We start from the raw sequence: 25941 nt of genomic DNA on the forward strand, positions 1-25941 counted from the left end.
GGTACGGGCAGGGGTCCTGGTCCGGCGCGGTGTACCCAATCAGCCGCGCGGGGCGCGCCGGGTTCGGGTGCGGTTCTCCAGCAGGCCGCGCCGGATCTCGGCGGCGGTGTGGCGGGCGTGGTCGGTGGTCGCCCGCCGTTCGGAGACGGACGGCACGAAGCGGTACGTGGGCTGCCGGCAGCGTCCGCAGGGCAGGTCGGTGGTGACGAGGTAGCCGTCCTCGCAGTCGGGATCGGGGCAGCGGCCCCGTGTCAGCAGGGCTTCCGCGATGTCCTGCGGGGTCCAGCGGCGGTTGCCGTCCTCGTCCGTCTCGTGCAGGGCGTGTGCCCAGCGGAGGTTCCAGCGGCGCTCGATCCGCTCCCGGAGCAGGAAGGCGGTCCGTCCCCGTCCGAGCTCCTGGCGGATCAGGTCGAGGATCTCGGCCGGGAGCCTGCGGCCGAGTCCCTGCATGAGCGGTTGCGGCAGGGCGTTCATCACATAGGTGAAGGGGTCCTTCCCGGCGAATCGGTGCCAGGACTCACAGGCGCAGGATCCGTCCGGCCGCTTCGGGTTGTGGCAGCGCCCGCACATGCCCCGGCAGTCGGCGCAGAGTCCTTGGTCGAGGCCGTCCAGGTGGGGCGCCGGGGCACGTCCGCACTCACGGCAGCAGGAGCTGCAGGGTCCGCAGAGCCGCTCCCCGGCCACGTGCGTGGACCAGGTCCGCGTCTGGCACCGGCAGCACAGGGCACTGTTGCAGTACTCGTGGTGCGCGGCGCCGGAGTGACGGCCGGAGGGCGGGAAGGACATGACGGAGTGCTCCAGACGCGCGACGGGGAGCGGCACGGTGGCGCTCCGGGTCGCCGGAAATCGGACGGGGACCTGGAGACGACGTTACCGCCCGCCGCGGGTGAACGCGGCGGGCGGTCGTGTGCTGTCCGCATTCCGACGGGTCGGCGGGAGGGACCGGGAGCCCTGCGCGGCGGGCGGAGCTCAGGGTCTCAGCCCGCTCACGATCTCGGCGGTGGAGGCGATGCCGTCGTGGATCGTGGGTGCCATCCGCGTGCCGGCGATGAGGAAGCCGAGCAGGGCGCAGACGATGGCGTGCGAGATTTTCAGGCCACCGTTCCGCATGAAGATGATCGCGATGATCAACAGGAACACCACGAGTGAGATGGAAATGACCATGCCCCGCCTCCTCCGCCGCGCCCGGTGTGCGGCATGTCGCGGCCAGTGTGGCGGAGGGCGAGCGCCGTTCGGCGGACTGGCGTGTCCGCCGAACGGGTGTTGACTGACGGTGACGACATCGCCCGGAAAGGTGATGGCGACGGGTCGGCGTCCCGTTGACGGGGCGGGCGGAACGTCTCCTCCCGCCCCGTCCCGCCGCCGTCAGGGGGCCGGCAGCTCGACCAGGTCGGCGACGGCCTCGCGGTGGCGGCCGGCCGTTCCGTATGCGAGGGAGTCGGCCTTCGCGCGCTTCAGGTACAGATGGGCCGGGTGTTCCCAGGTCATGCCGATCCCGGCGTGGAGCTGGACGCACTCCTCGGCCGCGTGCACCGCCACGCCGGAGCAGTACGCCTGGGCGACGGCGACCGCGAGGGGTGCGTCGGCGGCGGCGGTGGCCAGTGCGTCGGCGGCGTTGCGGGCGGCGGCGCGGGCCGAGACGACCTGGAGCCAGAGTTCGGCCATGCGGTGCTTGAGCGCCTGGAAGGAGCCGACCGGCCGGTTGAACTGGTGGCGTTCGCGCGTGTACCGGACGGTCTCGGCGAGGCACCATTCGGCGACGCCGAGCTGTTCGGAGGCGAGCAGACCGGCGCCGGTCAGCAGCCCGTGCCGTACGGCCGCGGCGCCGGTGTCCGGCCCGGCGAGCAGCGTGGCGGCGGCCCCGTCCAGGGTGATTCCGGCGAGGGGCCGGGTGAGGTCGAGAGGGACGAGCGGCTCCAGGACCACGGCGGCCCCCTGCTGGGCCGCGCGCTCGACCGCGTACAGCCCGGTGGCGGCGGGCACCAGCAGCACGTCGGCGAGGGCCGCGTCGGCGACGCCCCGTACGCTGCCGGTCAGCGCGCCGCAGTCGGCGGTCACGTCGGCGGTGTGGTCCGCGCCGGGCGCGGCGGCGAACGGTACGGCGAGGGCGGCGGTGCGCCGCCCCGACGCGAGGTCGCCGAGCAGCTCGGCCGCGGGCCCGCTCTCGGGGCCAAGAGCGAGCAGGACGGCGGTCGCGACGACCGCGCTGGTCAGGTACGGGGACGGGGTGACGGCCCGGCCGAGCTCCTCCAGGACGACGGCGGCCTCCCGGTGGGTGGCGCCGAGGCCGCCGAGCTTCTCGGGGACCAGCAGTCCGGCGGCACCGATGTCCGCGGCGAGGGTGCTCCAGAGGTGCTGGTCGTACGGCGTGTCGGACTCGGTGCGGGCGATCACGGACGGCGCGCCGGACCGGTCGGCGAGCAGGGCGCGGACGGCCGACCTGAGGTCCTCCTCCGCCTCCGAGTAGAGGAGGTCGGGGGTGGCGGCGGGCTGGCTCGGGGCGGTCATCGGGAGAGGTCCTTCCAGGCGACGTCCTTGTCGGTGCGCGGTTCGGCGGGCAGGCCGAGAACGCGTTCGGCGACGATGTTCAGCAGCACCTCGCTGGTGCCGCCCTCGATCGAGTTGCCCTTGGAGCGCAGGTAGCGGTAGCCGGCGTCCCGGCCGGTGAAGTCCACCAGCTCGGGGCGGCGCATCGTCCAGTCGCCGTAGAGCAGTCCCTCGTCGGCGAGGAGTTCGACTTCCAGCCCGCTGATCTCCTGGTTGAGCCGCGCGAAGGCGAGCTTCATGCCGGAGCCCTCGGGTCCCGGCTGGCCGGCGACGAGCTGCTGGCGCAGCCGTTCCCCGGTGAGCCGGGCGACCTCGGCCTCCACCCAGAGGGTGAGCAGCCGTTGGTGCAGGTCGGGGGTGCGCAGTTCGGGGCGCTCGCGCCAGGTGCGCGACACGGGGCCGATCATCCCGCCCTCGCGGGGAATGCGCATTCCGCCGATGGAGACGCGCTCGTTCATGAGGGTGGTCTGGGCGACCTTCCAGCCCTCCCCGACGGGTCCGAGGCGCCTGCTGTCGGGGATGCGCACACCGGTGAGGAAGACCTCGTTGAACTCGGCCTCACCGGTGATCTGCCGCAGTGGGCGCACGTCGACGCCCGGGTCGGTCATGTCGCAGATGAAGTAGCTGATGCCCCGGTGCTTGGGCAGGTCGGGGTCGGTACGGGCGATGAGGATGGCCCAGCGGGCGAGGTGGGCGCTGGACGTCCAGACCTTCTGCCCGTCGACGGTCCAGGTGTCGCCGTCGCGGACCGCTCGGGTGGAGAGGGCGGCCAGGTCGGAGCCGGCGCCGGGTTCGCTGAAGAGCTGGCACCACACCTCCTCGCCGATCCACAGCGGGCGCAGGAACCGCTGCTTCTGCTCGTCGGTGCCGAAGCCGAGGATGGTGGGGGCGGCCATGCCGAGGCCGATGCCGATCCGGCGGGGGTCGTTGTCGGGGGCGCCGGCGGCGGCGAGTTCGGCGTCGACGACCGGCTGGAGGGAGCGGGGGGCGTCGAGGCCGCCCAGGCCGGCCGGGTAGTGGACCCAGGCGAGGCCCGCGTCGAAGCGGGCGCCCAGGAATTCGGTGCGGCCGGTGGTGGCCGGGGGGTGTGCGGCGAGCAGCTCGCGGGTGCGGCGGAGCAGTTCGGCGGCGTCGACGGTGGTGGTCATCGGGTGCCTCCGGTCGGCAGGACGACGACGCGTCCGGTGGTGGTGCCGTTCGCGACCCGCTGGACGGCGTCGGCGGCGGCGGACATCGGGACACGCTCGCTGACCAGCGGCTTCACGAGCCCCTGGTCGGCGAGCTTGGTCAGTTCGTCGTGGCAGGCGCGGACGGCGGCCGGGTCCTTGGTGTTGTAGAGGCCCCAGTGGAGTCCGAGGACGGAGTAGTTCTTGACGAGGACGTGGTTGAGCGCCGGAGTGGGGATGGTGCCTCCGGCGAATCCGACGACGACGATCCGGCCCTCGAAGGCGATGCACTTGACCGACTTGGCGTAGGCGTCGCCGCCGACCGGGTCGTAGACGACGTCCGCGCCGCGCCCGCCGGTGGCCTCCTTGACCGCGGCGACGATGTCCTCGGTGCGCCGGTCGATGACCAGGTCGCAGCCGAGTCCGCGGGCGACGGCAGCCTTCTCGGGGCCTCCGGCGACGCCGATGACGGTGGCGCCCGCGGCCTTGCCGAGCTGGACGGCGGCGCTGCCCACTCCCCCGGCGGCGGCGTGCACGAGCAGGGTCTCGCCGGGCTGGATACCGGCCCGGCGGTGCAGGCCGAACCAGCCGGTCTGGTAGCCGATGTGCAGGGCGGCGGCCTCCGCGTCGTCCAGCGCGTCGGGGGCGGGCAGCAGCGCCGCCTCGTCCACCACGACGTACTCCGCGAGGCCGCCGTGGGGGAGCGCGGGGGTGGCGAGCACCCGGCGTCCGTCCTCGGTCTCGCCGCAGATCTCGACCCCGGGGGTGAAGGGCAGCGGGGGCCTGACCTGGTACTGGCCCCGGCAGAGCAGCGCGTCGGGGAAGTTGATGTTCGCCGCACGCACGGCGAGGAGTGCCTGGCCCTCGCCGGGGACCGGGCGGTCCGTCTCGTCGAGGGTCATCACCTCGCTCGGTTCGCCGTTCCGGTGCACTCGCCATGCCTGCATGAAGGCCTCCACAACCCTGTCGGCGTAACTCCTGCTCCGGCGCATACTAAGCGGTCGCTTGCCCCTCTGGGAACACTCTGCGGACCCCGGAAACGCACGTGCGGAGGCGCCCGGGTGAGCCGCGGCGGCGGGTGTCAGTCGGACTTGGGCCGGGCGATGACGTGCATCCGTTCCCCCTGCGGCCCGAAGAGGCTGAGAAACTCCACCGTCTCCTCCCCGGCAGGCCCGAACCAGTGGGGCAGCCGGGTGTCGAACTCCGCGGCTTCGCCGGGACCCATCACCAGGTCGTGGTCGGCGAGGCGCAGTCGCAGCCGCCCGGAGAGGACGTACAGCCATTCGTAGCCCTCGTGGGTGCGCAGGTCGGGGCATTCGCCCGTACCGCCCTGCTGGACGAGCTTGTACGCCTGGAGTCCGCCGGGCCGGGCGGTGAGCGGGAACATGGTCCGGCCGTGGCGGACGACCGGCTCGGCCCGGACCCGCGGGTCGCCCACGGGCGGCGCGCCGATCAGGTCGTCGAGCGGGACCTCGTGGGCGCGGGCGATGGGCAGCAGCAGCTCCAGGCTGGGGCGACGGCCGCCGGACTCCAGCCGGGAGAGGGTGCTGACGGAGATGCCGGTGGCCGCCGAGAGGGCGGCGAGGGTCACCTCGCGTTCCTTGCGCAGGCGGCGCAGCCGGGGGCCCACCCCGGAGATCACCGCGTCCAGCTCGGGGTCGCCCTGCGCCTGTTCCTTCATGCCGACCAGTGTGCGGAATCGGCAACGGCGTTCGTCAACCGCGCACCGTGTCCGGGTCCGGCGGGCCGGGCCGAGGAGGCGCGACGAGGCGCTGGCGCCGACGAGAGGCGCCCGGGAGCGTCAGGCCAGGGAGAGGAAGAGCTTCTCCAGGCGGGCCCGCATCCGCTCCCGGTCCTCCGGTTCCGCCGTACCCTCGGCCAGGCAGTGCTGGAGCCCGGTCGCGATGATCGCGAAGCCGGCCCGGTCCAGCGCGCGCGAGACGGCGGCCATCTGTGTGATGACGTCCTCGCAGTCGCGGCCCTCCTCGATCATCCGGATCACCGCGCCGAGCTGTCCCTGCGCGCGTCGCAGGCGGTTGAGCACGGCCTTCAGCTCGTCGGCCGCCATGTCGAGTTCCACACACTCTCCTCCGAATACCCCCAGGGGTATTTTATCCTCGCCGGGGCAGGCGGAACCCGTCCCACTTGCTCTTGACCGAAAGGACACCCTGCTCGTGACCAGCCCGGCATCCCTCTCCCCCGCCCAGGCCGCATCCCGCCTGGACGAGTTCACCGTCATCGACGTCCGGGGTCCCGGCGAATACGCCTCGGGACACGTACCCGGCGCGTACAACGTCCCGCTCGACCGCATGGCCGAAGCGCTCCCGGCGCTGAAGTCCGCAGCCGCCCGTGGTTCCTTGCTCGTGGTCTGCGCCTCGGGCGTCCGCTCCACCCGCGCGGCCGAGATACTCGCCGACGCCGACATAGCGTCCACGACCCTGACCGGCGGCACCTCCGCCTGGGAAGGCGCCGGGCACGAGCTGGACCGTCCGGCCGGAGCGAAGGCCGTCTGGCCCATGGAGCGCCAGGTCCGCCTCGCGGCGGGCTCCCTCGTGGTGGCGGGCCTGCTCGTCGGCCGCCGCTTCCCCGCGGCCCGCTGGCTGTCGGCCGGAATCGGTTCGGGCCTCGTCTTCTCCGCGGTCAGCAACACCTGCGGCATGGCGGCGGCGCTCTCCAAGCTGCCGCACAACCGCGCCCCGCAGACCGCCCCCGAACTGAACGAGACGCTGGAAGCCCTCCAGAGCTGAGCCCTGCGCGTCCGCGCGGCACCGACCGGTCCGCGCGGACGGGGGAGGCGGGGAACCGACGGGGGACGGGGCCGAGCGCCCGCTGCCTGCGGTTTCCGTACAAAGGCCGAGCGGTGGCGGGTGACGGCCGCAGTGACACTTCTCAAGTCCTAGGCCGGGCCTACGCCTCAGGTCCGTTACGCTGCCGCGGCATCCCGCCTACCGTCCTCGCCATGGACACGACGGGAATTCTGGACGAGGCGCTCGAACGACTTCACCATTCCGGCCCCGAGCGCCTCGGGCGGCTGAGCAATCACGCCCCGATGGCCGTCGAGGCCCTCGCCGCGCACGGACAGGCGCCGGCGGTGCACCGCTGGCTCGATCTGTACGCACCCAAGCTGGAGGAGTTCCCGCCCGGCGTCGAACCGGTCACGGCCGACAACTGGCGTCTCGCGCTCGGCGACGCGCACCGGGCTGCCGACTGGATCGACCACTTCGGGCGCGAGCTCGGCGAACGTCCCTGGCGGGAGGTGCTCGCCCAGTGGTGGCCGCGTCTGCTGCCCGGCATCTACGGCGGCTCGACGCATCCGGTGATCCGGGTGGGCCATGCCGTACGCACCCTGCTCGCGGCCGGGACGACCGAACCCCGTCTGGCCGAGCTCGCCCACGGCCTCGGCTACTGGGCCGCGCGCCACCGGCCCGTCGCGGATCTCGCCCCGCTGTCCGGCGCCGACAGCGCGGCCGCCGCACTGGACACGGTGGATCCGATCGACGTGCGGGACGGCGGCTTCCCCGCCCGGCTCGGCCACATCCGGGCCCTGCCGGTGTGGGCGGCAGGCGTCACGGAACCGAGCGACGCGTACGGCCGCCTCACCGAACTGGTTCGGGCCGCCACACACCGGTACGCCACCCACGGCCACGGTGACGAAACGATGCTGGTGCACGCCGCCACGGCTCCCAACGCCGTCCTGCGCACCCTGCCCGCGCTCCCGGAAAGCCTGTGGCTGCCGAGCCTGCGGGCGGCCTGGACGGCCTCCGCGGCGGTGACCGCGATGTACGCGCCCGACGAGCCGGTCGCGTACACCCCGCCGGGCACCTTCACTCCGGAAGAGGTCTTCGAACGGGCCCTGGCGCACGGCGACGAACACGTCATCAAGCTGACGGACACGGCCCTCGACGTCGGTGACGAACCGGCCCTCGCGGCGGCGCTGCGCTCCATCGAACTGAGCGCCCCGCTGGTGTGAAGCGCGTCCGCACCTGGCCCGCGGGCGGGGAGGCGAGGCCGCGCGCTCGCCCCTCTCCGCTCGCGACGTCGGTCAGGGACGCTCCAATCGGCCACGCCTCCGTATCCGCCCGCTCCCGATCCGGCCCGATCCGAACGGCGGGCCCCATGCCCGCTCAGACGTCGTCGCGGACCATGGCCAGCAGCCGGTCCAGCACGCGCGGTCCGCCCGCGCGCAGGCCGTCGTGCTCGAACTCGTTGGTCACCCAGGTCCGCAGCCCGCGGATGCCCGCCGCGGTGACGAGTGCGTGGGCCGTGTCCACGTACATGTCGTCGTGGTAGACGGCCGCCGCCACCGGGACCCGGTTGGCGGCGAGCCGCTCCTTGTCGTACAGCTCCGGCCAGTCGGTACGCGCGGCCAGCAGCTCGGCGGTCTCGCGCAGCGGGCGCAGCGCCGGATCCGTCTCGAAGTGCCACGGGTGGATGCTCTCGCCGGTGAAGAGCAACGGACCGTCCGAGGCGAGTGCCGCCCCGGCGTCGAACTGGGGGAACTCGGCACGGACACGTTCGGCCGACCAGTCGGTGGGCCGCTCGCCCCGGCCGTAGATCGCCTCGTGCATCAGGGCGTAGAGCGGGTGCCCGGCGAAGGAGTTCGTCGTACGGACGGCTTCCTGGAAGGTGTCGGAGAGCGCGGGGCCGTCGGGCGTGGGGACGAAGGCGTTCTCCAGCAGGTAGTGGAGCTGGTGGCTCCCCTGGCCGCCGCCGAGCAGGATGCCGAGCGACTGGAAGCCCTCGGGCGTCAGGAGGTGACCGGCGGACTCGACCCGGTGCGACGCGAGGTGTGCGGCGATCTCGCGGGCCCGCGCGACGTCCTGCGGGTAGCGGGCGTAGTGGGCGGCGACCTTCCGCTCGATGCGCGGGTACGCGGCCCGGTAGACCTCGTCCGCGTGGGCGTCGAGCGACGGGAGTCCGCCGGTGATCAGTACGGCGGCCAGGCCTTCCGGGGCCGCCGACAGATAGCGGACGGCACAGAACCCGCCGAAGGACTGGCCGAGAACCGTCCAGGGGCGCCCGCCGGTCAGCTGCGCGCGGATCAGTTCGCAGTCCCGCACGATGTTGTCGGACCGGAAGTGGCCCAGATACGCGGCCTGTTCGGCGGGGCCGCCGCGCATCGGCAGGGTCTGCCGGTTCGCCGGGGTCGAGAGACCGGTACCCCGCTGGTCGAGGAGGAGGACGCGGAAGTCTTCGAGGGCCCGGCCGAGCCACGCCTCCGTACCGACGAAGCGCCGCGCGCCGAACCCCGGGCCGCCTTCCAGGTACACCAGCCAGGGAAGGTCCTCGCCGGCCTTCGACGGCGCGACCGCCTCCCGGCCGAAGACCTCGATGCGCTCGCCCGCGGGGTCGGCGTGGTCGAGGGGGACGGTGAACCTGCGGTCCGTGAAGACGACGCCGGGGTGGCGGAAACTGCTCACAGCACTGCTCCTGAATCAGTCGGATTCCGGACAGTTCAGCACACGGACCCGACGTGGCTCGTTCCGCCCCGGGTCGGTGGCGACGGCTGGTGGCCCCGGAGGCCGGCGCATGGGGGCGGAGGGCTCCTCCGGGCGCGGGTACGCGCTGCCGTCACGGGTGCGGCACGGCGGCGGGCGGCACAGCGCTCCCGTCGGCCGCGCAACGCGTTCCCACACCGCTCACCAGCGGCGACACGCCGCACCGAGCCACGTCCCGGTACCGGCGGGCCCTCCGTCGGCTCTCTTGACCACTCCGGGCAGGGCACCTAGATTTTGGACAGAAAGCGCTTGCTACACCGAGCAGTGCACGCCCTCCCGTCGAGCCCGGGGCCCGGCCCCGCCATGCCCACTCCCCGCCACACCCGGGCCCGTACCGTCCGCACCGTCCCGACGGACACCCCAGCCCGCACCGTCCGTACCGTCCCAATGGACACTTCCACCCCACGAACACCACTGGCCCCACGGACCCCCTTACGGAGACCACCGCATGACCGCGAAGCCCGCCCTCGTCCACCGGCACGGCGAGGACGTCCGTGTCTCCGTCGCCTCCTCCGGGGTGGAGCTGCTGCGGTACGTCTACCGGGCCGAGGCCGCCTGGGAGGCACCGAAGCCCTACATCCACCCGCTGCGCACCCTCGCGGGACGGACCGTCACCGACTACCGCCCGAACGACCACCGCTGGCACAAAGGTCTGTCGATGACCGCCTCGCACCTGTCGGGGCAGAATCTCTGGGGCGGCAACTCCTACGTGCACGGCGAGGGTTACCAGCCGCTGCCGGAGCGGGTCGGTTCGATGGCGCACGCCGGGTTCGACGAGATCTCGGCGCGGGAGGACGGGGTCACCCTCACGGAGCGGCTGACCTGGCATCCGTACACCGGCGAGCACTGGGCCGACGAGGTACGGCGGGTGGAGGTGCACGACATCGACCCGGCGGGCGGGAGCTGGGCCCTGACGTGGTCCAGCGCGGTGACCAACCGGCGGGCGGAGCCGCTGCGGTTCGGCAGCCCGGCCACGCACGGGCGCACGGGCGCCGGGTACACCGGCCTGTTCTGGCGGGGCCCCCGGGCATTCCGGGGCGGCCGGGTGTTCTCCGCCGAGGGCGAGGGTCCGGAGCTGAAGGGGCAGCAGTCCGACTGGCTCGCGTACACCGGGGAGCACGACGGCTTCGACGGGCACGCCACGGTCGTCATGGCCCACGCGCCCGAGAACGACCACACCGGTGAGCGCGGAACGCATCCGGCGCACTGGTTCGTGCGCAACGACTCCTACGCGGGCATGGCCCCGTCGTTCGCGTTCCACGAGGAGCTGGTGCTCGATCCCGGCCGGACCCTGGAGCGGCGCTACCGGGTGCTGATCGCGGACGGCGCCTGGGAGCGGGACCGGATCGGGGCCGTTCTGGGCGGGATGGCCTGGTAGGCCGCTCACCACCGGGCGCCGGGCGGCCCGCGCCCGGTGGTGGCCCCCGGCACGGGCCGCGCTGCGTCCGTACGGAGGCACCTGGAACCGGGGGTGCTGCGAACGCGATCTTCGGGGCAGTTTGTAGGAATGTCTGGAGTTTCCGCACCCGTACTCGAACTTGTCCGGCGTACCACCGAACCGGCGACCGTGCAGGCCCTGCGTTCCACGGCCGCGGCCGTCATCGCCTTCTCCGTGGCCCAGGCGACGCTGCCTCAGCCGGCGCCTCTGACCGCTCCGCTGACGGCGCTGCTGGTCGTGCAGGTCACCCTCTACGCGACCCTGACCACCGGCATCCGCAGAGTCAACTCGGTGGTCGTCGGCGTCCTCATCGCGATCGGGTTCAGCGCGCTGGTGGGTCTGAACTGGTGGAGTCTCGGACTGACGATCTTCACCGCCCTGATGATCGGCCGGGTCGTGCGGGTCAACGAGTTCGTGCCCGAGGTGGCGATCAGCGCGATGCTCGTCCTGGGCGTTTCCCAGGTCGCCGACACCGCGTGGGACCGGATCCTGGAGACCCTGATCGGCGCCGGGGTCGGGCTGCTGTTCAACCTCCTTTTCGCGCCACCGGTGTGGGTACAGACGGCGGGCGCCTCCATCGAGGGGCTGGCCACCCGGATGGGCTCGATGCTGCGCGCCATGGGCCAGGAGATCGGTGGCCACATCCCCGTACCGGAGGCCGCCGCCCGGCTGCACGAGGCCCGCCGCCTCGACCACGACATCGTTGAGGTGGACGCCTCGCTGCGGCAGGCCGAGGAGAGCCTCATGCTCAACCCGCGGGTGCGCCAGGGGCTACTGAACCGGGTCGTGCTCCGTACCGGTCTGGACACGCTGGAGATCTGCGCGGTCGTGCTGCGCGTACTCACCCGCACCCTGACGGATCTGGCCAAGCAGCGCACCGAGGAGAAGATGTTCCCCGACGACGTGGGCGAGGGGCTGACCGAACTCTTCGAACGGATGGCCGAGGCCATCGAGGCGTTCGCGCGGCTGATCACCACGCCGCTCGCGACCGGCGGCGAGCAGGCCGAGGACCGTCTCGCCGAGGCGCTGGCGCGGGGCCGGGAGACGCGCGACCGGATCGCCGATCTGCTGCTGGAGGACGTGCAGGAGCACCCCCGGCAGTGGCAGTTGCACGGCGCCCTGCTGGCCGAGGTGGACCGGGTGCTCGACGAGCTCGACATCGACAAGCGTACGGAGCGGCTCGGCGAGGAACTCGACCGCCGGTCGGCCGAGCTGCACGAGCGCCACCCCCGGCTGCGCCGGCTGAGCCGGAGGCTGAGCGGCAACGGCGTGCGGCGGCGGCGGTTGAGGAGTCCCGAGGCCGGCTGACAGGGCCGTCGAGGCCGGTTCCGACTCCCCGTCGAGGCCCGTTCCGCCCCCCGGCGAGGCCGGTTCCGGCTTCTGCACCGGGCCGGCCCGACAGTCCGGGGGCCCCTTCGTATCGGTTCGCGCGCAACCCATTGACCGCCGATTCCGGTTGACGTACCGTCACCGGCGTTCGCATACAAGAACTCGGTTCAGAAGAACGAACGCCGTTCCTCACGCTTTCCCGGCCGAGCGCTTGCCTTTACCACCGCACCAACACTTCCTGGTGCCTGCGGAGGACGCCGCAGGCGGTGAAAGGACCCTCGAATGCGCACGGAGAATCAGCATGCCAGAAGGCGGGGCGGCAGGGCAGCCGCCTCGTTCCTCGCGGTCGCCGCACTGATAGCGGCGACGCTCACCGCCCTCTTCGCCACCGGCTCGGCCTCGGCCGCACCCGCAGCCGGCTCGTACACCCTGAAGAACGCCGGCAGCGGACTGTGTCTGGAAGTCCCGGGCGCCAGTACATCCGCCGGTACCCAGCTCACCCAGAACACCTGCGCGGGCAGCGCGGCGCAGACCTGGAAGCTCGCGGCTTCCAGCAGCGGTTACACCCTGATCGCCTCGCACAGCGGCAAGTGCGCCGGTGTGAAGGACGCTTCCACCAGCGCGGGCAAGGCCGTGGAGCAGCAGACGTGCAGCGGCGCGGCGACCCAGGTGTGGACCCTCACGCAGGTGAGCGGTAACGACTACCAGGTCGTCAACAGCAACGGCGGCAAGTGCCTCAACACCAAGGACTCCGCCACCGCCGCGGGCACCCTGGTCCAGCAGAACTCCTGCGACTCGGTGACCAGCAAGCGCTGGACGTTCACCGCGGCCGGGTCGACCACGACCCCGACCGACCCGCCCACCACCACTCCTCCCACGACCACGCCGCCCAGCTCCGGGTCGAAGCCTTCCTGGCCGACCGCCAACGGAAGCCAGGCCGTCTCGGCCAGCATCCAGGTGTCCGGCACCTACGACGGCAGCCTGAAGCGCTTCTACGGAACCGGCGACCTCGGCAGCGACAGCCAGGACGAGGACCAGCCGGCGATGTTCGAACTGGCCGCCGGCGCCACCCTGCAGAACGTCATCCTCGGCTCCCCCGCCGCCGACGGCGTCCACTGCGCCGGTGCCTGCACGCTCAAGAACGTCTGGTGGGAGGACGTGGGCGAGGACGCGGCGACCTTCCGCGGCAGCTCCTCCTCGCAGGTCGCCACGGTCGACGGCGGCGGTGCGCGGCTGGCGGACGACAAGGTCTTCCAGCACAACGGTGCCGGCACGGTCGTCATCAAGAACTTCCAGGTCGACGACTTCGGCAAGCTGTACCGCTCCTGCGGCAACTGCTCGACGCAGTACGGCCGCCACGTCGAGATCTCGAACGTCTGGATCACGGCACCGGGCACGTCCGTGGTGGGCATCAACACCAACTACGGCGACACCGCCAAGATCTCGGGCGTCACGATCTACGACGACGCGGACCGCGACATCGACATCTGCAAGAAGTACAAGGGAACGACGAGCGGCGAGCCGTCCGAGACCGGTTCGGGCGCCGATGGCACCAACTGCATCTACAGCTCGTCCGACATCACCTACGTGGACTGAGGCGCGGCCGGCGGACGCCGGAGCACGGCACGAGCACAGCACGACGGAGGCACAGCACGACGGAGGGGCAGCGGGCACCACGCGCTGCCCCTCCGGGCTGTTCGCGGATGCCCGCCGAAGTTCTACGGGGCCGCCGGCCGGACCCCCCGGCCGTCCGCCTTCATCAGGCGGTCCACCGTGTCCGGATCGAGCGCCGGGTTCGCGCAGGCAGCATGGGCCAGCTCCTCGTCGTCGAGGAGTTCCGCCAGCCGGGACCGCGGAAGATTCGGGTGGCGCGCCGCCGCGACCCTCACGGCGGGGTCCGGATCGCGGGAGAGCCGCTCCACGACCACCGGTTCGGTTCCCGGGTCGCGTACGGCCAAGGCCCGGACCGCAGGGTCCTCGTGGCCGGCGAAGGCAGCCAGTCCGTCGGTCGGGAAGTTCGGCCGGGTGGTGAGGTGGCCGCGCTCGGCGCCGGCGTACTCCAGGAAGCTGCGCAACAGAAGCGGCGCGGGCGCGTCCGGATGGTTCTGGGCCAGCAGGACGCGCACACCGAGGTCCTCGTCATCGGCCAGTCGGGCGACGAGGTCCGGTGGCAGCAGGTGATTCCCGGCTGCTTTCCGGCGCAGCAGTGGGTGGCTGGAGAGTGCGTTCCGGCGGGTGGTCTCGGGGTCCAGGGGTGCTCCGAACAGAAACTGCCGACGGAAATCATGGTCCGGGGGGATCTCGTAGTCGATGCGGGCGCGTTCCTCCTCGCTCAGTCCGGGATGGACGGACACCGCCAGCCGGACGTCCGGGTCGCAGTCCGTGGCGAGCGTCTGCCGCTCGACAGGTCCGAGGTCCGGGCGGTGAGCGACGCTCACGCGTACGGCCGGGTCCGGATCGGCGACGAGTACGTGGCGCTCGGCGGGCTGGAGGTCTGCACGGCACGCGATCCGGCACCGTACCTCCGGGTCCGGATCGGCGGCCAGGAAAGCCACGGCATCGGGAGGGAGCGTGGGGTTGGCGGCGATCATCACCTTGTCCTGCACGGCGGTTGCGAGGACGCTGTCCACCACGGACCTGCTCAGGGCTCTGTTGAGCAGCATGTCGGTGCGAGCGTGACAAGGCCGGTCGGGGAGTGCACTCTCCACCCACGCCGGGTCCTCCAGGCGGGCCCATCCGCGCGCCCGCTCCCGGACGTCCTCGTCGGGGTCCGCCAGCAGTGCCGCCCGCAGGCCGGCAGAGAGCGACGACCACCTGCCGACCCCCCAGGAACGGACCTTCGCGATCGGATGCGTGGGCATGGACTCGCGCAGAGCGACGGAGATTTGCTTCTCGAACGCAAGGTTCAGGAACTCGCCGTCGTACGAGCAGATCATGTGGATGACCGCTGCGTCGGGCAGGGGGCGAGGCCGTTCGAGGATGGCCGTCGGCGGGCCTCCGGCCAGGTGGGCTTGGACGAACCAGTCGGGATCATGCAGAAGGCGGGCCCGCTGCGCCGTATCGACATGGGGGTTACGGGCGAAGAAGCTGCGGGTGTAGCGGTCGGGGTGCTCGATCACGGCATCGACGACGGCGTCAGGCAGGTCCCGGTCCCGGCACAGCACCATCCGTGCCGCCAGGGGAGCGTCGGCGAGCAACCGGAGCAGCGTGCTCACCGGCACGGACGGGTTGAGCGCCAGACCGGCGAGTCGGCGGGCGGGAAGATCGGCGTTCGCCCAGATGTCCTCAGGTGTAGGCACGTTCGATTCCCCCAGGCGTCGATCAGCGTCGCGAAACTCCCGCGCCCCGCGACCCTATCCGCCCCGTGGGGCCGCGAGCCCGACAGCGCGTGAACACGGACACCCTTCCCACGGGCGGCAACGGTTCGCGCGATCCGGCTCGACACGGCGCTGCGGTCTTCCAAAGACACGGATGACAATGAAAATGATTGTCGATAACGTGATCCCTCCGGGTACCCGCCTCCGAGCGCGGGGTTCTGCCGTCGCGCCCGGACGCCCCGCACCGCGAAGGAGACACGATGACCCCCCTGACGTGCGCGAGCTCGGCCGGGTCGGCCATGACCGGCCCAGGGGCCGACGTGGGCTCGTACCCCGAACTCGTCGAGCTGGTCGCCGCCGGGGCGTTCGGCCCCCGCCCCGAAACCCTGCGGATCTCCTCGGCGTTCACCACCCACCAGGCCGTACGTCACGACGGACGGCACACCGGCTACCGCAACGAAGTGCTGAGCCTCCGGCTGGCCGGGGCCGTGGGTTCGTGCGCGGTGGAGCCGGGCTCGCTGCCCGGCGACGTCGTGGCGGAGTGCGCCGGGGCCGATGCCGGGCGCCTGCTCGGGCACCGGCTGCTGCCGGTACGGGTGGCCGCGCTGGACGCCTACCTGATACACGTCCGTCCGCACGGGCCCGCGTCCGGGGCGGTGGAACTCCCTCTGCCGGGAGGAAGTTCACTGCTCAGGTCACGGGCGCGGGCCCGGGCCGTCGTGGGGTTGCTGCGACTTCCACCGGGGAGCGCGGTGTTGGTGGTGGGGGTCGTCAACTCGCTTCTGGAGGCCCTGCGTTCGCGCGGATTGACCTACGTCCCGTGCGACTTCAAGGGCGGCACGACGGAGTGGGGCGAGCCCGTGACGACGGACGCGACCGCGGCCCTGGACCACTGCGACGCCGTACTCGCCTCCGGGATGACCCTGGGCAACGGTACGTTCGAGGAGCTGCGCATCCGCGCCGCACGGCAGGGAAAGCCGCTGGTGATGTTCGCCCAGACCGGCAGCGCGGCCCTGCCCAGGCTCCTCGGGGCGGGCGTCACTGCGGTGTGTGCCGAGCCGTACCCGTTCTTCTGGCTCGACGGCGGACCGGGTTCCCTGCACCTCTACGGCGGGCACGCCGGAGGCACTCCGTGACCACGGCCGTCCATGCCCCGGTGGAGAACCGCGCTCTGCTCGACCTCGTGGGGCGGACCCCGCTGGCGCGCATCACCACCGATCTCGCCGGACCGCACCCGGGATTCTGGGCGAAGCTCGAAGGGCTCGGCGCCGGAGGGATGAAGGCGCGCCCCGCGGTCTCGATGCTGCTGGGCGCCCGCGAGCGCGGCGAACTGCCGCCCGGGGCACCGGTGGTGGAGTCGACCTCCGGCACGCTCGGGATCGGGCTGGCCTTCGCCGGACAGGCCCTGGGACACCCGGTGACCTTGGTGGTGGATGCCGAACTCGAACCCTCCATGCGTCAGTTGCTGCACGCCTATGGAGCCCGGCTGGAGTTCGTGGACCGTCCCGCACGCCAGGGAGGCTGGCAGACGGCCCGGCTGGTGCGGCTCCGCGAACTGCTGGCGCGGACACCGGGGGCGTACTGGCCCGATCAGTACGGAAACCCCGACAACGTGGCCGGTTACGCCTCGCTCGCGGCCGAACTCGCGGCCCGGCTCGACCGGATCGACATCCTCGTGTGCAGTGTCGGCACGGGGGGCCACAGCGCGGGCGTCGCCGGACCGCTCCGCCTGCGCCGGCCCGGCCTGCGGCTCATCGGGGTGGACGCGGCGGGGTCGACGATCTTCGGCCCGCCGGCCCGCCCGCGCCTGATGCGCGGCCTGGGCAGCAGCATCCGCCCGCGCAATGTCTCCTACGAGGCGTTCGACGAGGTCCACTGGATCGGTCCGGCCGAAGCCGTGCACGCCTGCCGCCGGCTCGCCTCGGGGAACTTCGTCAGCGGCGGCTGGAGCACCGGGGCCGTCGCCCTCGTGTCCGCCTGGGCGGCCCGCACCCACCCGGACGCGGTCGTCGTCACCGTCTTCCCCGACGGGCCCGAACGGTATCTCGGGACCGTGTACGACGACGGCTTCACCGCCGCCCACGGCCTCGGCGAACCGGTCGGCCACCCGGTGGACGTCCCTTGTCCGTCCATGGCGTCGGCGGCGGAGGGATGGATCCGCTGCCGGACCGTCGGCGAACCGCGGGCCCCGCGTGCGGCACCGGAGCCGAGACCGATCCCGGAGCCCGATTCGGCGTCCGCCATCCGGGGCATGTTCCGCCCTCTGCGTACCTGATCGAGACCGGTGCCCCGATCCGCCTGTCACTGGCCGATCCGCTCCACCACCGAGTGGTCCCTCTCCTCGTCCCCCTCGCACAACCGCGCGTACTGCGCGGCGCGCACGACGAGGGTGGACCTCAACTCGCGTGCCGCGCGCGGGAAGGAGCCGCTGCGGGGACGCTGGACGACGACCAGGACCCTCGTGGCGTCGTCGGACAGCGGCCGGGAGACCAGAACCCCGGCTCGCTCCAACGGGTCGCCGCGGACGCTGAAGTCGGGCAGGACGGTGACACCGAGGCCCTCGGCGACCATCAGTTTGCCGAGCTCCGCACCGTCCGTCGCGTAACTGAACGACGGACCGTTCCCCTCCCCCAGCAGCCGGTGCGTGTAGCGGTGCATGACATAGCCGGGGCGCATGCCGATCAGCGGTTCGGTGAGCAGGTCCTCCGGGGTCACCACCTCGCGGCAGGCGAGCGGGCTGTCGGGCCGCATGCAGACCACGGGCCGACCGCGCAGCAGTTCGGTGGTCTCCATGTCCGGTGGAGTGTCGTCCCCCAGCAGGTAGTTGACGAGACCGAGGTCGAACGCCCCTTCGCGCAGCCCTCGGTGGATGTCCTCCTGCTGGGTCCCGATCACTTCGACCTGCGTCGCCGGATGGGTGGACCGGAAGTCGCGCATCGCGGGCATGAGCAGGGGAACCGTCGCCGCGTTCACCGTACCGATCCGCACGGTGCGGCTGCTGTGGTGCTGGTCGTGGGCGGCCCGGCGCAGCCGGTCCACCGACTCCAGTACGTCGACGATGTGCGGGAGGAGTTCCCGTCCCTGTTCGCTGATCCGCGCTCCGGAGCGGCGGCGGTCCAGCAGATCGACACCGAGCTCGCGCTCCAGGTTGCGCACCGTCTCGCTCAACGCGGGCTGGGAGAGGTGGAGTTCGACGGCGGCACGGCGCAGCGATCCGGTTCTCGTCACCGCCGCGATGCACTCCAGCTGTTCGATGCGCATGGCTCGTCCTCCGGGAGGGGCACCCCGGCGGAGGGCGGCAACCGCCGCTTCCGGAGGGGAAGGTGAGAGGGAAACCCTATCAACCGTTCGCCGATACCGACTCCCACCGAGGGCCCGGCTGCCGGTACGCTCCTTGACGGGAACGGACAGCGGGCGGCCGGGAAGGCCGCGCGGATCGCGTTCCCCGGTGGCGCGGCTTCCCCGTTCGGCGGGTGGAGCGGGGCCCGGCCGGACAGCTCCACCCCCTCTCAGCGGATCGGTGACCATGGACAAGCGAGTGGACCTCACGCGGCGGCGCCATGTCGACCTCGCGCGTGTCTCCAGCGCCGTCTGTCGCCCCTGCCACGGTTGTCGTCCCGGCCACGGCCGCTGACCACTTCGCCGTAGCGAGTCCCGGAGGGCTTCTCCCGCCCGTTCCGTCTCCTCGGGCGCACTCCGCCCGTACGTCCCGGCAGCGCCTCGGCGCGGCGGTGCGGACCGGAGGCGTGCGGGGCCGGAGCACGTCTGTCGCGGTCACGCGCGGCGTCCGGTGGCGGCCTCGTCGGCGGGGAGGTTCCGGTCGCCCAGTGTGCGCCGGGACACCTCGTCGGCCTCACCGTGGACATGCCGTAGGTGCACAGGTTTCCCGATCGCCGCGGCACGGGAACTTTGCCCGCCGTGGTCCGCGTGCCGCCTTGTCGCCGCGCTCCTGACGACGCCTCGTCTCCGTTGCGGCGCCCGCCCTCCGAGCCCGACGCCACCCCCGCCCTCTGTCTGCTTTCCTTGCCCGGCCGCCCACCGTGCCGGTGCCGACCTCTGGAGTTCCGATGGCCGTCATCCTGTCCGTGTCCGGCAGTCCTTCCGCAACCTCCCGCACCTCCCGGCTGCTGCGCCATCTCGACGCCCGCCTGGAGGCGGACCGGCACGAGGTCATTCCGCTCGATGTCCGCGACATACCCGCTCAGGCCCTGCTGGGGGCTGATCCGAACCACCCGGCCATCGCCCGCGTGGCGACGCTGGTGGAGCGGGCGGACGGCCTGGTCATCGGTACGCCCGTCTACAAGGCCGCCTACTCGGGGGTCCTCAAGGCACTGCTGGACCTGCTCCCGCAGTACGCGCTGGCCGGGAAGACCGTGCTGCCGCTGGCCACCGGCGGGTCGGCCGCGCACGTCCTCGCCGTCGACTACGCCCTGCGCCCGGTGCTCAACTCCATGGGCGCCGGCCACATCACCCAGGGGTGGTTCGTCCTCGACAAGGAGGTCGTCGTCTCTCCGGACGGCCAGGTCACGGTGGCCGCCTCGGCCGCCCCGGCGCTGTACGGCGTCGTCGGCCAGTTCTCCGCCGCGCTCTCCCGAGCCGTCCCGCGCCCCTCCTTGTACGCCGCCGGGTGACCGCGCCGGGGATCGGGGCCCGGCGCCCCAGCCGCGCCTCGCTGCCCGTGCCCTCGCTCCCCGCGCCCTCCCCGCCCGAGCCCTTCGCTCCCGCGCCGCCGACCGCGCGTCCGCGCCCGACCTCCGGAGTACCGATGACCGTTTCCGCCGCCCCTCCCCCCGTCTCCGCCGACGGCCCGTCCGACGGCCCGTCCGCCGGTGGCCCGTCCGCCGCCCATGTGGTCCGCGACGACGCGGAGGCGCTCGCCCTCGCGTCCGAACTGGCCGCGGAGTTCCGCCCGGGCGCTGCCGCGCGGGACGCGGAGCGCCGTCTGCCGCACGCCGAACTCGACCGTCTCTCCGCCTCCGGTCTCCTCGGCATCACGGTGCCCCGGGCGTACGGCGGCGCCGGGGTGCGCCACACCACCTTGGCCCGGATCGTACGGACCCTCGCCTCGGCCGATGCCAGCCTCGGGCAGATCCCGCAGAACCACTTCGTGTACATCAACGTGCTGCGCGCCCGGGGCAGCGAGGAGCAGCGCCGGTTCTTCTTCGGCGAGGTGCTGGCGGGCCGCCGTTTCGGCAACGCCCAGTCCGAGGCGGGGACGAAGCACGTCCAGGACATCCGGACGCGGCTCACGGCCGACGGGGACGGCGGCTTCCTGCTGACCGGGGAGAAGCACTACTCGACCGGAGCTCTCTACGCGCACTGGATCCCCGTGCTGGCCAGGGGTGACGACGAGGAGCTGTGGGTGGCCTACGTGCCGCGTTCCGCGGGCGGCGTCACCGTGGTGGACGACTGGGACGGAATGGGACAGCGCACGACCGCGAGCGGGACGGTCCGGCTCGACGGCGTCCGTGTTCCGGCCGACCGGGTGGTTCCGCACCATCTCACCTTCCGTGGACCGCAGTTGCACGGTGCGGTCGCCCAGTTGCTGCACGCCGCCATCGATGCGGGCATCGCGGCGGGCGCCCTGGAGGAGGCCGCCGCCTTCGTCCGTACCAAGAGCCGGCCCTGGTTCGAGAGCGGGGTGGAGAAGGCGTCCGAGGACCCCCTCCTCATCCAGCGGTTCGGTGAACTGGAGCTGCGCGTAAGGTCGTCCGACGCTCTGCTGGCCGAGGCGGCGCGTGCGGTCGACCGGGCGGAGGCCGATCTCACCGACGACTCCGCGGCCGAGGCCTCCCTCGCGGTCGCGGCGGCGAAGGTCGTCGCCGCGGAGGCGGCGGTCGAGACCGGCTCGGCACTCTTCGAGGTGGCGGGCACCCGAGCGGCGCTCGACTCGCTGAATCTGCACCGGCACTGGCGTGACGCCCGGACCCACACCCTGCACGACCCGACGCGCTGGAAGGTGCAGCACCTGGGCCGTTGGGCGCTCAACGGCACCCGCCCGCCCCGCCACGGGCTCCTCTGACCGGCGCCCGTTCCCCGTCTCCGCCGAATCCCCACTCCGCCGAATCCGGCTCCCCGCACCGAAAGGGCTCTCCCCCATGTCTCTCACGTTCCACTGGTTCCTTCCCACCAACGGCGACAGCCGGCACGTCGTGGGAGGCGGTCACGGCACGCCGGTCACGGCGGCGGGCGGCGACCGCCTGCCGAGCGTCCCCTACCTCACGCAGATCGCACTCGCGGCCGAGCAGCTCGGCTTCGTCGGTGCGCTCACACCGACGGGCGCCTGGTGCGAGGACGCCTGGCTCACCACGGCGTTGATCAGCCAGCACACCGAGCGGCTGAAGTTCCTGGTGGCCTTCCGGCCCGGATCGGTTTCGCCGACCCTCGCGGCGCAGATGGCGTCCACCTACCAGCGGCTCACCGGCAACCGGCTGTTGCTGAACATCGTCACCGGCGGTGAGAGCCACGAGCAGCGCGCCTACGGCGACTTCCTGGACAAGGAGGGCCGGTACGCGCGCACCGGCGAATTCCTGCACATCGTGCGGGAGTTGTGGAAGGGCGGGGCCGTCGACCACGCGGGCGAGCACCTGCGGGTGGAGGACGCCAAGCTGGCGCGGGTGCCCGACCCCGTCCCCGAGATCTACTTCGGCGGTTCGTCCCCCGCCGCCGGTGTGGTCGCGGCCCGGCACAGTGACGTCTACCTCACCTGGGGCGAGCCGCCCGCGGCCGTCGCCGAGAAGATCGCCTGGATCAGGAAGCTCGCCGCCGAGGAAGGGCGGACCGTACGTTTCGGCATCCGGCTGCACGTGATCACCCGGGACACCTCCGAGCAGGCGTGGGCCGAGGCCGGACGGCTGCTGGACGGCTTCGACGAGCAGACCATCCGGTCCGTGCAGGAGGGCCTCGCGCGCAGCGAGTCGGAGGGGCAGCACCGGATGCTCGCGCTGCACGGCGGCGGCCGCGACGGGCTGGAGATCCATCCCGGTCTGTGGGCGGGCATCGGGCTGGTGCGCGGGGGTGCGGGTACGGCCATGGTCGGTTCGCACGAGGAGGTCGCCGACCTGATCGCCGAGTACCAGGCCCTGGGCATCGAGGAGTTCGTGCTGTCCGGATACCCGCACCTGGAGGAGGCGTACTGGTTCGGGGAGGGCGTCCTGCCGGTCCTGGCGCGGCGCGGGCTGTGGAAGCACCCGTTCGCGAGCGCCGCCGCACCCTCGGCCATCGTCCCGTTCGCGGGGCGGCAGTGAGCCGGGCCGGTTCCGCACCGGAGGTGGCCGGGCCGGAGGTGGCCGGGCCGGAAGCGGCAGGGCCGGAAGCGGCAGGGCCGGAGGTGGCAGCACCGGAGGTGCGGTCCGGTGCGGGTGCCGCCGCGGTCTCCCTGCGGGGTGTCGGGCGGGACTTCGGGCAGGGGCGGCGGGCCCGGAGCGTGCTGGCCGGAATCGACCTGGATCTGGCGGCGGGCGAGACGGTCGCGGTGCTGGGGCCGTCCGGGTCCGGCAAGTCGACGCTGCTGAGGCTGATCGGCGGGCTGGACGTACCCACGTCGGGCCGGGTGCTGGTCGACGGGCGGCCCGTCGTCGCGGGCGATCCGCGTACGGCGGTGGTGTTCCAGGACCCGCGCCTGATGCGCTGGCGCACCCTGTCGTCCAACGTCGCCTTCGGCCTGCCGAGGGGCACCGACCGGGCCGAGGGCCGGGCCACCGTCGCCCGGCGGCTCACCGAGGTGGGCCTGGACGGGTACGGCGGACACCGCCCCGGTCAGGTCTCCGGCGGCATGGCTCAGCGGGCCGCCCTCGCCCGCGCCCTGGCGCGGGAGCCGGGTGTGCTGCTGCTCGACGAACCTTTCGCGGCGCTCGACGCGCTCACCCGGATGCGGATGCAGGACCTGCTGGACACGATGCAGCGCGCGGCGGGCACCACGGTGCTGATGGTCACGCACGACGTGGACGAGGCGCTGCAACTCGCGGACCGGATCGTGCTGCTGGGGTCGGGTCCCGCCGCCACGATCGCCGCCACGATCGACGTACCCGTCGCCCGCCCCCGGCCGCGTGGCCATCCGGAGCTGGCACCGCTGAGAGCCGATCTGCTGCGCCGGCTCGGTGTCGGCGCCCCCGCCCGTCCCCACCAGCCCTGAGAGACCTGCCATGAGAGACACCCCCGTGAGGACCGCCGTGAGAAACCCTGGGAAAGCCACCGCCGTGAGTGCGGGCGTCATGAGGCCGCTGCGCGCCGTCGCGCTCCTCGCCGGTCTGCTGCTGACCGCCACCGCCTGTGTGTCGGGCGAGTCCGCGGACGGCTCCGCCGCGGCCGGCACCAAGGCCGCGGGCGCGTCCGTGACGGTCCGGCTGGACTGGGCGTACTACAACCCGGAGAGCCTCGTCCTGCGGGAGAAGGGCTGGCTCGGCACGACGCTCTCCGCCCAGGGCGCCGCCGTCACCTGGACCCAGTCGCTCGGCAGCAACAAGGCCAACGAGAACCTCCGCGCGGGGGCGATCGACTTCGGTTCGACGGCCGGCACCCCCGCGCTGCTGGCCCGCGCCAATGGGACCGAACTGCGCACGGTCGATGTGTACAGCCGGCCGGAGTGGTCCTCGCTCGTCGTCGCGAAGGGCTCGGCGATCCGGTCGGTGAAGGAGCTGAAGGGCCGGAAGGTGGCTGTCACGAAGGGCACGGATCCCTACTTCTTCCTGCTCCAGGCGCTGGAGAGCGCCGGTCTCGACGCCGGTGACGTCACGGTCGTCAACCTCCAGCACGCGGACGGCCGGACGGCGCTGGAGCGGGGTGACGTGGACGCGTGGGCGGGGCTCGACCCGTACCTCTCGCAGAGTCAGATCGACAGCGGCTCCCGGCTGATCTACCGGAACCTCGCCTTCAACTCGTACGGCTTCCTCAACGTCTCCGAGACGTTCGAGCAGAAGCACCCGGAGCTGGTCCAGACGGTCGTGGACGGTTACGAGAAGGCCCGGGCCTGGATCATCGCCCACCCCGAGGAGGCGGTGCGTCTGCTGGCCAAGGAGTCCAAGGTGAGCGAGGCGGTCGCCCGGCAGCAGCTGACCGAGCGCACCGAGCTCGACATCTCCCCCGTCCCCGGAAGTCAGCAGCGTGCGGTCCTCGACCGGATCGCGCCGGTCCTCGTGGAGGAGAACCTGGTGCCCGACCGCAAGGCCGTCGACGGTGCGCTGGACTCGCTCTTCCTGCCCGGGTACGCGCGGAAGGCGGACCCGTCGTGAGCGCCGGCACCGCTCGGACGGCCGTCCGGACCACGAAGACGCCGGAGAGCCCGTCGGTGACCGGAGAGCCCGCGGGCGGCGCCGACGGCAGGGGCGGTGAGCGGCTCGCCGCCGTCGGCAGGGCGGCCGGACGCGTGGCGGTGGGGCTGCTGGTCCCGGTGGCGCTCCTCGTCGCCTGGCAGACGGCGGCGCGGTCGGGGGCGTACTCGCCGAGTCAGCTGCCCGAGCCACTGGCCGTGGCCCGCGCCGCCCGGGTGCTCTGGGAGCGGGGCGAGCTCCTCCACCACGTGGCGATCAGCGTGCAGCGGGTCCTGCTGGGCTTCTCCGCCGGGGCCGGGGCCGGACTCGTGCTGGGGGGCCTGGTCGGGCTCTCGGTCACGGTGCGCCGGCTGCTGGGCCCGACCATCCAGGCACTCCGTGCGGTGCCGTCGCTGGCGTGGGTTCCGCTGCTGCTGCTCTGGCTCGGTATCGGTGAGACACCGAAGATCACGCTGGTGGCGGTCGGTGCCTTCTTCCCCGTCTACACAACGGTGGCCTCGGCGCTCGACCACGCCGATCCCGGTCTCCGCGAACTCGGCCACGCCTACGGCCGCCGGGGTCCCGCGCTGCTCGCCCAGGTGCTGATCCCCGCGGCGGCGCCTTCGGTGCTTTCGGGGCTGCGGCTGGGGCTCGCCCAGGGGTGGCTCTTCCTGGTCGCGGCCGAGCTCATCGCCTCCTCGATGGGTCTCGGGTTCCTCCTGATCGACAGTCAGAACACCGGGCGGACCGACATCCTGCTGCTGGCGATCGTGCTGCTGGCCCTGCTCGGCAAGGCGACGGACGCGGTCCTCGGGGCGGTGGAGAGGGCGGTGGCCAGGAGGTGGACGTGAGCGCACGTTCCGGCGTCGCACGCAGGGAGGTGCTCCGGTCACCGTGGTCGACATATGACCGGACATGAAGCCCGTGTTACAGGATCACGAAATGAACGCCGCCCGTCGCGGCGTCCGGCACCGGTCCGGACGCCGCGACCAGCCACCCCTCTGATGATGTTTCCGCTGGTCAAGGCGGTGTAAGCGGGTCAACTCAGGCCGGTGGGGCCGACTCCTTACACCTGTTCACACGACTTCGGATCATATTGACGCCTTCTCCCTCGCATGGGTTAACTGACGCCGGACCGGCCCGGTGATTCCCCGGCGGTCCGGCGGCCACGATCCCGTGGACCGCCCGTTCCACCGAGCGTGTCCCAGCGGCTCGCTCACTGCGGCAGAGAGACCAGGATGACCAGCATGGAGAGCGCACCGGAGAGGACGGCAGGCGTCCGCCGCCTCCGCTCCGCCGCGCCGTCCGCCACGCTGTCGCTCTCCTCCTCGCGTACGCCGTCGCACGAGTGCGGTGCCTGCCGCTCGTGTACCTGCGGGCTGCCGGCCTGCGCACCGC

24 protein-coding genes are annotated in these 25941 nt (G+C 72.6%); 14 read left to right on the plus strand and 10 right to left on the minus strand.

The window, feature by feature from the left end; all coding sequences use genetic code 11:
- Positions 1 to 39: 39 nt before the first annotated feature.
- The 7 genes from ACWCWD_RS20695 to ACWCWD_RS20725 form a co-directional block, all read right to left on the minus strand.
- Positions 40 to 786, minus strand: coding sequence for a hypothetical protein (locus ACWCWD_RS20695; RefSeq protein ID WP_450774520.1), 747 nt, complete (start codon positions 784 to 786; stop codon positions 40 to 42).
- Between the two features lie 183 nt (positions 787 to 969).
- Positions 970 to 1164: a hypothetical protein gene (locus ACWCWD_RS20700; protein ID WP_327179759.1), complete on the minus strand. Its 195-nt coding sequence runs from the start codon at positions 1162 to 1164 to the stop codon at positions 970 to 972.
- 201 nt (positions 1165 to 1365) lie between these two features.
- Positions 1366 to 2508 carry an acyl-CoA dehydrogenase family protein gene (locus ACWCWD_RS20705; RefSeq protein WP_450774298.1) on the minus strand — a complete coding sequence of 381 codons (1143 nt, stop codon included), beginning with the start codon at positions 2506 to 2508 and terminating at the stop codon, positions 1366 to 1368.
- Entirely contained in the window at positions 2505 to 3695 is a 1191-nt protein-coding gene (locus tag ACWCWD_RS20710) for an acyl-CoA dehydrogenase family protein (RefSeq protein WP_450774300.1), read from the minus strand. Before ACWCWD_RS20710 ends, ACWCWD_RS20705 begins: the two co-directional genes overlap by 4 nt.
- Entirely contained in the window at positions 3692 to 4660 is a 969-nt protein-coding gene (locus ACWCWD_RS20715) for an NADPH:quinone oxidoreductase family protein (RefSeq protein ID WP_450774302.1), read from the minus strand. Before ACWCWD_RS20715 ends, ACWCWD_RS20710 begins: the two co-directional genes overlap by 4 nt.
- A gap of 134 nt (positions 4661 to 4794) precedes the next feature.
- A complete protein-coding gene (locus tag ACWCWD_RS20720) occupies positions 4795 to 5394 on the minus strand; it encodes a helix-turn-helix domain-containing protein (RefSeq protein WP_450774304.1) in 600 nt (199 codons plus the stop codon).
- Positions 5395 to 5514: 120 nt separating this feature from the next.
- A complete protein-coding gene (locus tag ACWCWD_RS20725) occupies positions 5515 to 5793 on the minus strand; it encodes a metal-sensitive transcriptional regulator (protein WP_327179754.1) in 279 nt (92 codons plus the stop codon).
- Between the two features lie 94 nt (positions 5794 to 5887).
- Here ACWCWD_RS20725 and ACWCWD_RS20730 point away from each other — a divergent pair, with 94 nt between their 5' ends.
- Both ACWCWD_RS20730 and ACWCWD_RS20735 read left to right on the plus strand, forming a co-directional pair.
- Positions 5888 to 6460 (plus strand): rhodanese-like domain-containing protein, encoded by a 573-nt coding sequence (locus tag ACWCWD_RS20730; RefSeq protein ID WP_450774307.1) that lies wholly within the window; start codon positions 5888 to 5890, stop codon positions 6458 to 6460.
- Between the two features lie 212 nt (positions 6461 to 6672).
- The gene (locus ACWCWD_RS20735) at positions 6673 to 7683 is read left to right on the plus strand and encodes a questin oxidase family protein (protein ID WP_450774309.1); all 1011 of its coding nucleotides are present in this window, start codon (positions 6673 to 6675) and stop codon (positions 7681 to 7683) included.
- A gap of 154 nt (positions 7684 to 7837) precedes the next feature.
- Here the strand turns inward: ACWCWD_RS20735 and ACWCWD_RS20740 are convergent, their stop codons facing one another.
- Positions 7838 to 9133 (minus strand): alpha/beta fold hydrolase, encoded by a 1296-nt coding sequence (locus ACWCWD_RS20740; protein WP_450774311.1) that lies wholly within the window; start codon positions 9131 to 9133, stop codon positions 7838 to 7840.
- 526 nt (positions 9134 to 9659) lie between these two features.
- Here ACWCWD_RS20740 and ACWCWD_RS20745 point away from each other — a divergent pair.
- The 3 genes from ACWCWD_RS20745 (at position 9660) to ACWCWD_RS20755 (ending at position 13574) form a co-directional block, all read left to right on the plus strand.
- Positions 9660 to 10589, plus strand: coding sequence for a DUF6807 domain-containing protein (locus tag ACWCWD_RS20745; RefSeq protein WP_450774313.1), 930 nt, complete (start codon positions 9660 to 9662; stop codon positions 10587 to 10589).
- A 129-nt stretch (positions 10590 to 10718) separates the two neighbouring features.
- Positions 10719 to 11957 (plus strand): FUSC family protein, encoded by a 1239-nt coding sequence (locus tag ACWCWD_RS20750; protein ID WP_450774315.1) that lies wholly within the window; start codon positions 10719 to 10721, stop codon positions 11955 to 11957.
- Between the two features lie 303 nt (positions 11958 to 12260).
- On the plus strand, positions 12261 to 13574 hold the full coding sequence (locus tag ACWCWD_RS20755; RefSeq protein ID WP_450774317.1) for a pectate lyase: 1314 nt from the start codon (positions 12261 to 12263) through the stop codon (positions 13572 to 13574).
- Between the two features lie 122 nt (positions 13575 to 13696).
- On the opposite strand, the gene ACWCWD_RS20760 is transcribed toward ACWCWD_RS20755, so the two are convergent.
- Positions 13697 to 15277, minus strand: a complete 1581-nt coding sequence (locus ACWCWD_RS20760; protein ID WP_450774318.1) for a hypothetical protein — start codon at positions 15275 to 15277, stop codon at positions 13697 to 13699.
- A gap of 317 nt (positions 15278 to 15594) precedes the next feature.
- Between ACWCWD_RS20760 and ACWCWD_RS20765 the strand changes: the two genes are divergently transcribed.
- Positions 15595 to 16431: a Rossmann-like domain-containing protein gene (locus ACWCWD_RS20765; RefSeq protein WP_450774522.1), complete on the plus strand. Its 837-nt coding sequence runs from the start codon at positions 15595 to 15597 to the stop codon at positions 16429 to 16431.
- Complete coding sequence (locus ACWCWD_RS20770; protein WP_450774320.1) at positions 16428 to 17570, plus strand: PLP-dependent cysteine synthase family protein; 1143 nt, start codon at positions 16428 to 16430, stop codon at positions 17568 to 17570. The genes ACWCWD_RS20765 and ACWCWD_RS20770 overlap by 4 nt, the downstream gene beginning before the upstream one ends.
- Positions 17571 to 17596: 26 nt before the next feature.
- On the opposite strand, the gene ACWCWD_RS20775 is transcribed toward ACWCWD_RS20770, so the two are convergent.
- Positions 17597 to 18556: a LysR family transcriptional regulator gene (locus ACWCWD_RS20775; RefSeq protein ID WP_450774322.1), complete on the minus strand. Its 960-nt coding sequence runs from the start codon at positions 18554 to 18556 to the stop codon at positions 17597 to 17599.
- Positions 18557 to 18821: 265 nt separating this feature from the next.
- Here ACWCWD_RS20775 and ACWCWD_RS20780 point away from each other — a divergent pair, with 265 nt between their 5' ends.
- The 7 genes from ACWCWD_RS20780 (at position 18822) to ACWCWD_RS20810 (ending at position 25394) form a co-directional block, all read left to right on the plus strand.
- Entirely contained in the window at positions 18822 to 18929 is a 108-nt protein-coding gene (locus tag ACWCWD_RS20780; RefSeq protein WP_353963496.1) for a putative leader peptide, read from the plus strand.
- A gap of 433 nt (positions 18930 to 19362) precedes the next feature.
- Positions 19363 to 19926, plus strand: coding sequence for an NADPH-dependent FMN reductase (gene ssuE, locus ACWCWD_RS20785; protein WP_450774324.1), 564 nt, complete (start codon positions 19363 to 19365; stop codon positions 19924 to 19926).
- A 134-nt stretch (positions 19927 to 20060) separates the two neighbouring features.
- Positions 20061 to 21317, plus strand: coding sequence for an SfnB family sulfur acquisition oxidoreductase (locus ACWCWD_RS20790; RefSeq protein ID WP_450774326.1), 1257 nt, complete (start codon positions 20061 to 20063; stop codon positions 21315 to 21317).
- Between the two features lie 76 nt (positions 21318 to 21393).
- Complete coding sequence (locus ACWCWD_RS20795; protein ID WP_450774328.1) at positions 21394 to 22542, plus strand: LLM class flavin-dependent oxidoreductase; 1149 nt, start codon at positions 21394 to 21396, stop codon at positions 22540 to 22542.
- Between the two features lie 83 nt (positions 22543 to 22625).
- Entirely contained in the window at positions 22626 to 23429 is an 804-nt protein-coding gene (locus tag ACWCWD_RS20800; protein WP_450774330.1) for an ABC transporter ATP-binding protein, read from the plus strand.
- Between the two features lie 64 nt (positions 23430 to 23493).
- Entirely contained in the window at positions 23494 to 24525 is a 1032-nt protein-coding gene (locus ACWCWD_RS20805) for an aliphatic sulfonate ABC transporter substrate-binding protein (RefSeq protein WP_450774332.1), read from the plus strand.
- Positions 24522 to 25394 carry an ABC transporter permease gene (locus ACWCWD_RS20810; protein WP_450774334.1) on the plus strand — a complete coding sequence of 291 codons (873 nt, stop codon included), beginning with the start codon at positions 24522 to 24524 and terminating at the stop codon, positions 25392 to 25394. Before ACWCWD_RS20805 ends, ACWCWD_RS20810 begins: the two co-directional genes overlap by 4 nt.
- Positions 25395 to 25941 lie beyond the last annotated feature (547 nt).

The sequence above is a fragment of the Streptomyces sp. NPDC001493 genome (assembly GCF_053597235.1).

Excerpts from the sequence above, each read along its gene's own strand:
- ACWCWD_RS20780 (WP_353963496.1), top strand. The coding sequence starts at position 18,822 with ATGGACAAGCGAGTGGACCTCACGCGGCGGCGCCATGTCGACCTCGCG.
- ACWCWD_RS20710 (WP_450774300.1), bottom strand. The coding sequence starts at position 3,695 with ATGACCACCACCGTCGACGCCGCCGAACTGCTCCGCCGCACCCGCGAG.
- ACWCWD_RS20755 (WP_450774317.1), top strand. The coding sequence starts at position 12,261 with ATGCGCACGGAGAATCAGCATGCCAGAAGGCGGGGCGGCAGGGCAGCC.
- ACWCWD_RS20775 (WP_450774322.1), bottom strand. The coding sequence starts at position 18,556 with ATGCGCATCGAACAGCTGGAGTGCATCGCGGCGGTGACGAGAACCGGA.
- ACWCWD_RS20715 (WP_450774302.1), bottom strand. The coding sequence starts at position 4,660 with ATGCAGGCATGGCGAGTGCACCGGAACGGCGAACCGAGCGAGGTGATG.
- ssuE (WP_450774324.1), top strand. The coding sequence starts at position 19,363 with ATGGCCGTCATCCTGTCCGTGTCCGGCAGTCCTTCCGCAACCTCCCGC.
- ACWCWD_RS20700 (WP_327179759.1), bottom strand. The coding sequence starts at position 1,164 with ATGGTCATTTCCATCTCACTCGTGGTGTTCCTGTTGATCATCGCGATC.
- ACWCWD_RS20735 (WP_450774309.1), top strand. The coding sequence starts at position 6,673 with ATGGACACGACGGGAATTCTGGACGAGGCGCTCGAACGACTTCACCAT.
- ACWCWD_RS20795 (WP_450774328.1), top strand. The coding sequence starts at position 21,394 with ATGTCTCTCACGTTCCACTGGTTCCTTCCCACCAACGGCGACAGCCGG.
- ACWCWD_RS20790 (WP_450774326.1), top strand. The coding sequence starts at position 20,061 with ATGACCGTTTCCGCCGCCCCTCCCCCCGTCTCCGCCGACGGCCCGTCC.
- ACWCWD_RS20765 (WP_450774522.1), top strand. The coding sequence starts at position 15,595 with ATGACCGGCCCAGGGGCCGACGTGGGCTCGTACCCCGAACTCGTCGAG.
- ACWCWD_RS20695 (WP_450774520.1), bottom strand. The coding sequence starts at position 786 with ATGTCCTTCCCGCCCTCCGGCCGTCACTCCGGCGCCGCGCACCACGAG.
- ACWCWD_RS20750 (WP_450774315.1), top strand. The coding sequence starts at position 10,719 with ATGTCTGGAGTTTCCGCACCCGTACTCGAACTTGTCCGGCGTACCACC.
- ACWCWD_RS20720 (WP_450774304.1), bottom strand. The coding sequence starts at position 5,394 with ATGAAGGAACAGGCGCAGGGCGACCCCGAGCTGGACGCGGTGATCTCC.
- ACWCWD_RS20705 (WP_450774298.1), bottom strand. The coding sequence starts at position 2,508 with ATGACCGCCCCGAGCCAGCCCGCCGCCACCCCCGACCTCCTCTACTCG.
- ACWCWD_RS20745 (WP_450774313.1), top strand. The coding sequence starts at position 9,660 with ATGACCGCGAAGCCCGCCCTCGTCCACCGGCACGGCGAGGACGTCCGT.